The sequence below is a fragment of the Bacteroides sp. genome, from assembly GCF_019417265.1.
Taxonomy (GTDB): domain Bacteria; phylum Bacteroidota; class Bacteroidia; order Bacteroidales; family Bacteroidaceae; genus Phocaeicola.
The window spans coordinates 1-8,724 of the sequence record NZ_DXVR01000104.1; the positions used below are offsets into that span (position 1 = coordinate 1).

General features: G+C 40.3%; 9 protein-coding genes. 3 read left to right on the forward strand and 6 right to left on the reverse strand.

Features of this window, described 5'->3' with window-relative positions:
* The first annotated feature begins 2 nt into the window (after nt 1–2).
* Complete coding sequence (locus QZ379_RS10940; RefSeq protein WP_291564447.1) at nt 3–557, forward strand: HdeD family acid-resistance protein; 555 nt, start codon at nt 3–5, stop codon at nt 555–557.
* A 60-nt stretch (nt 558–617) separates the two neighbouring features.
* Here QZ379_RS10940 and QZ379_RS10945 read toward each other — a convergent pair whose 3' ends face one another.
* From QZ379_RS10945 to QZ379_RS10960, 4 genes are all read right to left on the reverse strand, one after another.
* Nucleotides 618–1,469, reverse strand: a complete 852-nt coding sequence (locus tag QZ379_RS10945) for an AraC family transcriptional regulator (RefSeq protein ID WP_291564450.1) — start codon at nt 1,467–1,469, stop codon at nt 618–620.
* A gap of 198 nt (nt 1,470–1,667) precedes the next feature.
* Nucleotides 1,668–2,351: an MIP family channel protein gene (locus tag QZ379_RS10950; RefSeq protein WP_291564453.1), complete on the reverse strand. Its 684-nt coding sequence runs from the start codon at nt 2,349–2,351 to the stop codon at nt 1,668–1,670.
* Between the two features lie 211 nt (nt 2,352–2,562).
* Nucleotides 2,563–3,351 carry a zinc transporter ZupT gene (gene zupT, locus QZ379_RS10955; RefSeq protein ID WP_291564456.1) on the reverse strand — a complete coding sequence of 263 codons (789 nt, stop codon included), beginning with the start codon at nt 3,349–3,351 and terminating at the stop codon, nt 2,563–2,565.
* A 145-nt stretch (nt 3,352–3,496) separates the two neighbouring features.
* Nucleotides 3,497–5,803 (reverse strand): TonB-dependent receptor, encoded by a 2,307-nt coding sequence (locus QZ379_RS10960; RefSeq protein ID WP_291564459.1) that lies wholly within the window; start codon nt 5,801–5,803, stop codon nt 3,497–3,499.
* A gap of 651 nt (nt 5,804–6,454) precedes the next feature.
* Here QZ379_RS10960 and QZ379_RS10970 point away from each other — a divergent pair.
* Nucleotides 6,455–6,622, forward strand: coding sequence for a hypothetical protein (locus QZ379_RS10970; protein WP_291564466.1), 168 nt, complete (start codon nt 6,455–6,457; stop codon nt 6,620–6,622).
* A 70-nt stretch (nt 6,623–6,692) separates the two neighbouring features.
* A complete protein-coding gene (locus QZ379_RS10975; protein ID WP_291564469.1) occupies nt 6,693–7,433 on the forward strand; it encodes a UDP-2,3-diacylglucosamine diphosphatase in 741 nt (246 codons plus the stop codon).
* Nucleotides 7,434–7,516: 83 nt separating this feature from the next.
* Here the strand turns inward: QZ379_RS10975 and QZ379_RS10980 are convergent, their stop codons facing one another.
* Both QZ379_RS10980 and QZ379_RS10985 read right to left on the reverse strand, forming a co-directional pair.
* Entirely contained in the window at nt 7,517–8,074 is a 558-nt protein-coding gene (locus QZ379_RS10980; protein ID WP_291564472.1) for an NADH peroxidase, read from the reverse strand.
* 52 nt (nt 8,075–8,126) lie between these two features.
* Nucleotides 8,127–8,537 (reverse strand): Fur family transcriptional regulator, encoded by a 411-nt coding sequence (locus QZ379_RS10985; RefSeq protein ID WP_115501705.1) that lies wholly within the window; start codon nt 8,535–8,537, stop codon nt 8,127–8,129.
* Nucleotides 8,538–8,724 lie beyond the last annotated feature (187 nt).

An 8,724-nucleotide genomic window follows, 5' to 3' on the forward strand; every position in this document is an offset into this window, starting at 1 on the left:
GTATATGTGCTCTAATAATAGGTGTACTGTTGGTGGTATGGCCTGGGGAAGCTGTAAGGTATCTTGTGATTACTATCGGGGTTCTGTTTCTGTTGCCGGGACTTATCGGAGTTTTTGGTTACTTGGCAACGGCCAAGCGTAGGGAAGAGGCTGGTATCAGGTCTGCTTTTCCGGTTGCAGCCGTAGGTAGTGCATTGCTCGGATTCTGGCTTATGATTATGCCTGACTTTTTCATTACTACACTGATGTATGTGTTGGGTGTATTGTTGGTGTTGGCAGGCCTTTCGCAACTGTTTAACTTCATTTCGGTGCGCAATTTCACTAAGGTGCCATTCCTGATGTATGTTGTTCCGGTATTGGTGTTATTGGCCGGTATCGTAGTTCTGGCTAATCCGTTCCAGGCAGCAACTCTTCCTTTTACCATACTCGGTGTTTCGGCCATAGTCTATTCGCTCACAGACTTGATACGATTAATCCGTTTCAGAAAGAAGGTGATGAAGGAAGAAGAAAATATAGTAGATGTTACTCCGATTGAGGAAATTAAGGACGAGCAATAATTAAAAATCTAACAGCGTTCGAACAGTATTTAAATACCGTTAGAACGCTGTTAGATTTTATTATAGTTCAGTGTTTCTGTACTGTTTAGGCGACATGCCTGTATATCTTTTGAAATATTTTCCGAAAAACGAAATGTCCGGGAAGTTCAGTGAGTAGGCAATTTCCTGAATGGTCATCTCTGTAGATTTCAGCTTCGCTTTTGCATCGTTTATGATGAATGATGATATGATATCTGTCAGTGTTTTACCCGTTATCTTCTTTATGGTAGTACTGAGATGCTGTGGTGACAGATGCATCTTTTCGGCATAAAAGCTGACGTTTCTTTCTGTGTGATAGTTTATTACAACCGTTCTGACCAGTTCCTTTACTATCTCCTGGTTTCTGTTGTACTGCTGGTTTACATTCTTTCCGTTCTTTATCAGATTTCCTAATCCAAGAATCAGTTGGGTGAATGTCAGTGCAGCCTGTTCCTGAGTGATGATATTGTTGTATATATACTTGGCTTTTATTATGATTCTTATGTAGCTGTACATCAGTTCGTATCCTTTCTTTTCAAGCTGCAGTACAGGTTTCTCGAATATGAAAGGAGTATATTCTATTGATTTTGAGAATAATGATGAACTGCGCACAAGTTCAGTCGCAAATCCTGCAAAAATAAATTTACAGTCTTCGCTCTGTTCCAGAACCTGAAAGTATAAATCGGGTAGCAGTATCAGCAGCGTCCCTTTCTTCATCGTGTATTGTGTGAGGTGCACTGTTATTGTACATGTTCCCTGGAAACATAACAGAAACAAATATCCCGGAACCTTTGATGAAGTCTTGAATAAATGCTTGAAGTTTCCGGTTACATCTATTCCTGCCATCAAGTCTATGTTTTGAGGTATATAATTCAACTTTTCTATGTGTGTCATATTTTATGCTTGTTTCTACGTCAAGCAAAATTACTTTATTATAGATAAAATCCCAAAAAAAAGACTTGTTTTTCTTCGTTTTTGACTATTTATTTTTTTATACATATTCAAATCCTTGATATAAAAACAAAATCCCTTGTACCGTAACAACTGCAGTGTTTCCGATACAAGGGATATAATGTCTCTCAGATATATAAACTATTGTTTGCCTTCACCGATGAATTTCCAGACGAGCGAACTGAATGCTGCTCCTACAAGTGGGGCTACGATGAAAAGCCATAATTGGCTGAGTGCCTGTCCTCCTTCCATAATTGCAGGTCCTATGCTTCTTGCCGGATTTACAGAAGTACCCGTGATGGGGATACAGACAATGTGTATCAATGCTAATGTAAGTCCGATAGCCAGTCCGGCCATATTGCCTGCACCTTTCTTTTCGTCAGTTGCACCCAATACCACCAAGACAAATATAAAAGTAAATACAGCTTCGGCTATGAATGCCTGTACCGTTTCTCCATTGTCGAAAGTATTGGCTCCTGTCATTGTCGGTCCGGCATGTCCTCCGGCGCCAACCAATATTGACAGTATCATGGCTCCGATTATAGCGCCAACTGTCTGAAACACAATGTACATGAATGCATCCTTGGTATCAATCCTGCCACTAATCCATGCCCCAAAGGTTATGGCCGGATTTATGTGGCATCCCGATATGTTTCCGATACAGTAAGCCATGGCGATAACGGAAAGTCCGAAAGCCAATGCTACACCAATAGTTCCTGTTCCTGCACCGACGGTATCTGCCGCTCCGCCTGCGAATACTGCACTACCACATCCTAATAATACTAAAATCATAGTGCCTAATAGTTCTGCAATGTACTTTCTCATGATTTTTAAAATTTGGGGTTAAACTACTATTGCACAATATACGAATTTATTTTGTAAATGTATAGCATTTATACGCATTTAACTTTTATCTGTCCTTTGTAAGAGGGTCTACATAATAGTTTTTCCTGTTTGTGCTTTTACGTTCTTTTAGGATGGAGTTGCGTTTTTCCCTTTCTTTGTACAGAACTTCGTAATCTTCCGTATATAATATTTATATCAGTAGCAGACTTACGGCCATTATCGCCATACCAAATATTACACCACAAATTCCCCAGTGATGGTGTCCGTATTTTTCCGTGCTTGGCAGAAGTTCGTCGAACGATATATAAACCATGATTCCTGAAACTAATGCAAGCAGCAGCGCATTGATGGAAGGAGTCCAGAACGGAATGAGGAAAAGTATTCCTATAAGTGCCCCTATAGGCTCGGCCATTCCTGAGAGGAATGAATACCAGAATGCTTTCCTGCGGCTGCCTGTAGCATGGTAGATAGGAACAGATACAGCTACACCTTCCGGTATATTATGGATGGCTATGGCAAATACGATTGGAATTGCAATTTCCAGATTGGTCAGTGCAGACGTAAACGTGGCAAGTCCTTCCGGAAAGTTGTGTATTCCTATGGCAAGTGCCATCATCACTCCTGTACGTTTTAGTTTCTTTTCATTGCCATGGGATGAATGAATCTCGTGTGGGTTTTCATCCTCCGGCACAAGAAAGTCTATCAGAGCAATAAGTCCTATACCGATGAAAAATGCCAAAAGCATGTAGGCCGAGGCTTCACGTTCGCTGTATATTCCACTTAGCAGATGGACTGATTCCGGCATCAGCTCCATAAAAGAAACATAAATCATTACTCCTGCCGACAGCCCTAAAGATGCTGAAAGGAAACGTGTGTCTGTCTTTTTCGACAGTAGTGCTATAAGGCTGCCTATGCCGGTAGACAGTCCGGCTATCAGTGTCAGCCCGAAGGCTAACAGCATTTCGTTATTTGTTATCATATTGTTCTTGATTTAAATTTATGGCAAATATAATAACCTTGTACGTTTAAAAAAAATGAAGTGTCATTTAAAATGAAAAGCTTCGCCATTTTAACTTGGATGACGAAGCTTTTACTTATAGATTTCTCAGCATTTATTTTGTAAATTAATAGCTTATCTTTACACCTGCAAATATAGAACGTGGCATGCCTGGACCATAGATATAACCGGAATCTCTTTCTGCACCTTTATCGAAGTCTTTCTGATAGGCATTGAAGATGTTCTGTACACCTGCATTTAGCTGGAGAGTTGTTCTCTTATAAAGATTGAAATCGTAAGAGGCTTTTAATCCTATATCCATAAAGCTTCTTGTCTTTTCAGTTCTGTTTTTATCGATATATCCTTTGTGGTGTTCTACTAACATACTTCCTGTATACGTACCGGATAATGCTACATTAAACTGTTTCACTGGAGCGTATGTCATTGTGAAGTATCCATATGTGTTTGGCGTACGGAACATTCTTTTCTCTTCTGCCACGTCTTCGCTCCATGCTCTTGCTTCCTTATATTCAGCTTTCTGGAGTGTTAATCCGGCCTGTAACTGCCATATATTTCGCCATGCCAGTTTACCTTCAAGTGTTCCTCCATAAACTACAGAACCTTTTTCGTTTCCGCGTTCCATTATGAGAACTCCGTTCTCTTTACTGATTTCTGTCAGTGCAAATACATCAGAGATGTTTGTATAGAATCCTTCTATGAGGAGATTTCCCTGCCAGTCGCCCCAGTTGTGATACATATCGGCAGAAATGCTTGTGCTCTGCGATTTCTCTTCTTTCAAGTCTTCTGCAAGACGAATCATCGAGACTGCACCTCCGACGTTCTCGATGTGCAAATCCTCATCGAAAGCCTGTGGGGCGCGGAAACCGAATGAGTAGCTCGCACGCAGATTGATATTTTCAGTAGGATTGAAGCGAAGGTTGGCTCTCGGACTGAATATCGGTTTGCTCAGCATGCTGTGTTTGTCCAGACGACCACCGATAAGAAAACTCCACATTTCGTTTTTCCATTCGTTCTGTGCGAAGGCACTCAGAATTCTTACTTTCTGCGCAACGTATCTGTTGTATCCCCACTGATTGTCCTTAAGATTGTCGTAATTATATTCCGTACCGGCAGTAAGGTCTGCAGGCATGAACAGACATTTGTCCCAGTGATAGTTGTATTGTGTTCCTGCTATCCATGTCAGGTCGGTTGTACCCCCATATGCCTTGAGCGCAGATTCACTGCTTTGTCCGCCACCATAGTAGCTGTCGCGGTTAATATGCCGGGCCGATGTATATATACTCATACGATGCTTCTCGTTTGGTGAGAAATAGTCGAACTTCAATCCTCCTGTGTTTATGCTGTGAGTGAGCTGTTCGGCAATGTTTGCTTCGTGAGCAGGTCTGTCAAGCATATCACCTCCGCGTCTGAATTCCTGCAGATGATGATATTCCATTGTAAGTTTGGAGTAGGTACTTGTCTTGATATACGAACGCATACCTACAGTCTGGTTTTTTAGTTTAGGCAGCTCGGTAAAACCGTCGCCGTCGTGGTCATAACCGTTTCTCTCTCTGTTTTGTCCGAACACTGCAATTCCCATTTTCTGGTTGTCGGTGACGAGTGAAGCGTTCATTGTAGTATTATTCTCGAAAACACTTCCATCACCAATACCTGTCAGGGTGTGAGATATCTGTCCCGAATTTCTTATAGGTTCTTTTGTGATGATATTGATAGTACCTGCTATGGCCGATGAACCGAAGAGGGCAGAACCGCCTCCTCGCATAACTTCCACCCGGTCTATCATATTGGCAGGAATTTGTTCAAGGCCATATACTCCGGAAAGGGCACTGAATATAGGGCGTGAGTCAATAAGAATTTGTGTGTACGGACCATCCAGACCGTTTATTCTGACTTGCTGATACCCACAGTTCTGACAGTTGTTTTCCACTCTTACGCCGGGCTGGAAGTTCAATCCCTGAGACAGACACGAAGAGTTGGTATTCTCGAAAGTCTTCATAGAAACTACATTTACCAGTGTAGGAGCCATGCGGTGGGTAGTTTTGTTTCTGTTGGCTGAAACCACTACACCTTCAAGTGAAATAAGGTCTTCCTCTATTTCGAAATTCATTTCGATGGTTTTACCCTTTTTGAATTTTACTTCCTTGCGTACAGTTTTGTAACCTACTGATGAAACCTCCACTGTGAATGTTCCTTCAGGAAGATTTTTCAGAAAATAGTGACCTGTCTCGTCAGTTGTAGTACCTATAGTGGTACCTTTCAGGCTTATTGTAATAAAAGCCAGATGTTCCTGTGAGTGTTTGTCTGTAACGTGGCCTATCATGTTGGCATCCGATTCATTCAGTTCATAGGCATATAGTTGATATGGGAGCAATGTTAGTATTGTTCCCAATATAATGGTATATATAGCTTTCATTTGATTTTGTTTTTAAATTTTTAGACATGATATATGTGTACACTTTCATAACGAAGGCATACAGTATAAATAAAGAATTGATTATATCAGTCTAATGCCGGAGGGGCACGCAAATAGATACCCCCGTATGTAGTTTTGAGAGGCTTATTGCAGACAGCTGGTATTGTAAGTACTGCAAGTAGTATGAGCCATAATACAGGAGTTAATGGTTGCGGAATGTCACCGTAAGTATAAAATGAAGATAGAAAAAAGATAGTTTCGGCTTGTTGTGCCGTATGTGTGTGTTCGCTGTTATAGGGATGGGAGTGCACAATTATAACCCCGTTTACTGCATGAGTATGCGTAAACAGTGTTATTCCTCCGAAATAGAATATAAATAATATCGGAAAGAAAAAGCGCATGGTCTTTAAATGTCTTTTTCCCTTAAGCATGTGTAGCCTTTGTGTATATATTAATCCCTATGTGTTTGCAAAGGTACGATATTTATGGCTATTGTCAAATACTTGAGAGTTGATACATTGTAGATTTAGTCTGTAATAGTGCATTTGTAAATGCTAAAAAGCCCAAATAATCAAGAAAGAAGACATACCGAATTGTATTCATTACAAAATAATAATTATATTTGCATGCAAACCAATATAATTTTATGTTATGAAGAAAATCAGTCTTTTGGCTCTATTTTTATTAGGCTTAATGTCTTACAATGCGACTTCCGCTCAGGAGAGAGTTGTAACACGAGGGATAGAGGTTGCTACCAACGGTTATATGCCGGAAGTAGGGGTGATGGCTCCGGATTTGATAATCTTTTTTTCTGACTGACCACATTTTTCGGTTAATGAATACATAGAACGAGTTTTTTTGTAAATTTGTATCATTTAAGAAGGTTATCATGCAGACAAAACAACATTACAGTACAATAGTATTATCTGATTTACATCTTGGGATGCCCCATGCTAAAGTAAACGAACTTATTCAGTTTCTCCGTTCGGTGACGTGCGAGCGGTTGATTCTGAATGGTGATATTATTGACGGTTGGTATATCAGAAAGCATCCTAAGTGTGCATGGAGAGGTGATTTGATGCGTTTCTTCCGCGTTATATCGGATATGATGAAGAATGATACAAATGACGTGATATACACTTATGGCAATCATGATGACTTCATGCAGAGATATCTCGATAAGATAGTTGTCGGTATTAAGGTACTTAAGGATTTTACTTTGTCCTCAGGAGGCAAGAGGTACTTTGTTACCCATGGAGATTGTTTTGACACTGTAAACCGGAAGGCGACATGGCTTTCCAAACTCGGTGCTTCATGTTACGAATTCCTTCTTTTCATTAACGGATTTTACAACAGGTATAGAGCCTTACGACATAAGCAGCCGTATTCTTTTGCCCAGGCAATTAAGAGATGGACAAAGAAATTGGTTTCTAATTTTACCAATTTTGAGAAGCAGATAACCGATTTTGCCGTAAAAAATAATTACGACGGTATTATCTGCGGGCATATCCATCATCCGGAAGATACCTATTTAGGCAATATACATTATCTTAATTCCGGCGACTGGATTGAGAACAAATCGGTTCTGATAGAAGATGAGAACCGATGCTGGAAAGTTCTGATGGCATAAATCTGATTTCTTTCTTTTGTGATGAAAAAATACCAGACACACCTTTCGGTATGCCTGGCATAAATCTATCGGTCGATAGTATATTATTTCTTGAAATATCTGTTGTACAGACCTTCGAAACCTTTACCGTGACGAGCTTCGTCCTTAGCCATTTCGTGAACTGTATCGTGGATAGCGTCAAGGTTAAGAGCCTTAGCACGAGTAGCGATACGCTTCTTGTCAGCGCAAGCACCGCTTTCAGCGTTCATACGCTTTTCAAGGTTAGTCTTAGTATCCCATACGCAGTCGCCAAGAAGTTCAGCGAACTTAGCAGCGTGTTCTGCTTCTTCCCAAGCGTAACGTTTGAAAGCTTCTGCGATTTCAGGATAGCCTTCGCGGTCAGCCTGACGGCTCATAGCCAAGTACATACCAACTTCTGTACATTCGCCCATGAAGTGATTGTTCAAGTCTTTGATCATTTCGTCATCACAACCTTTAGCTACACCGATTACATGTTCGTCAGCAAAAGAAAGAGGACCATCTTCTGTAGTTTCTACAACTTCTACGAACTTGCTTGCAGGAGCTTTACACAACGGGCATTTCTCAGGAGCGGCATCACCTTCATATACGTAACCGCATACAGTACATCTAAATTTTTTCATTTTCTTTTTGATTTAATTGAATTAGTTATTCGTTTGTTCTTATAATAGAACGTTAGTCTTCTTTACATTGTTTACAGATTCCTTTGTAATAATAGTGGATTTCCTGCACTTCGTGTCCATCCATATCTGTATCTACCACTTGTCTTACAGTGTCATTACACGCCAGATCATAAACTTTACCACAGCGTTTGCACAAGAAATGTGCATGTGGAGTAGTGTCGGCATCATAACATGTGTTACGCTCATCAATGGTCAGCGTCTGTGCAGCTCCTTGTTCGCTCAAAATTTTCAGTGTGTTGTAAACTGTCGTTTTTGAAAGCGTCGGTATAGTAGGAGACAGTGCTGTATAAATCTCGTCTACCGTCGGATGTGTGCGGTGCTCCATAAGATATTTCATGATGGCAATGCGCTGCACCGAAGGTTTGATATTATGCCCTTGCAATCGTTCTACTACTATTTCCATATTTCCTTAATTCAAACTTGTAATAATTACATTTTTATTTCGCTTGCAAAGATAAAGACTTCTTTGAATTTTCCAAAAGATTTCTAATCTTTTTTGTTCTCTTGTTGTTAATAGTAGTTCTATTTTTAATTAACGGGTTGGTAAGGGAGCTCTATCCAGAACTCGGAACCTTTATTCACTTCAGAAT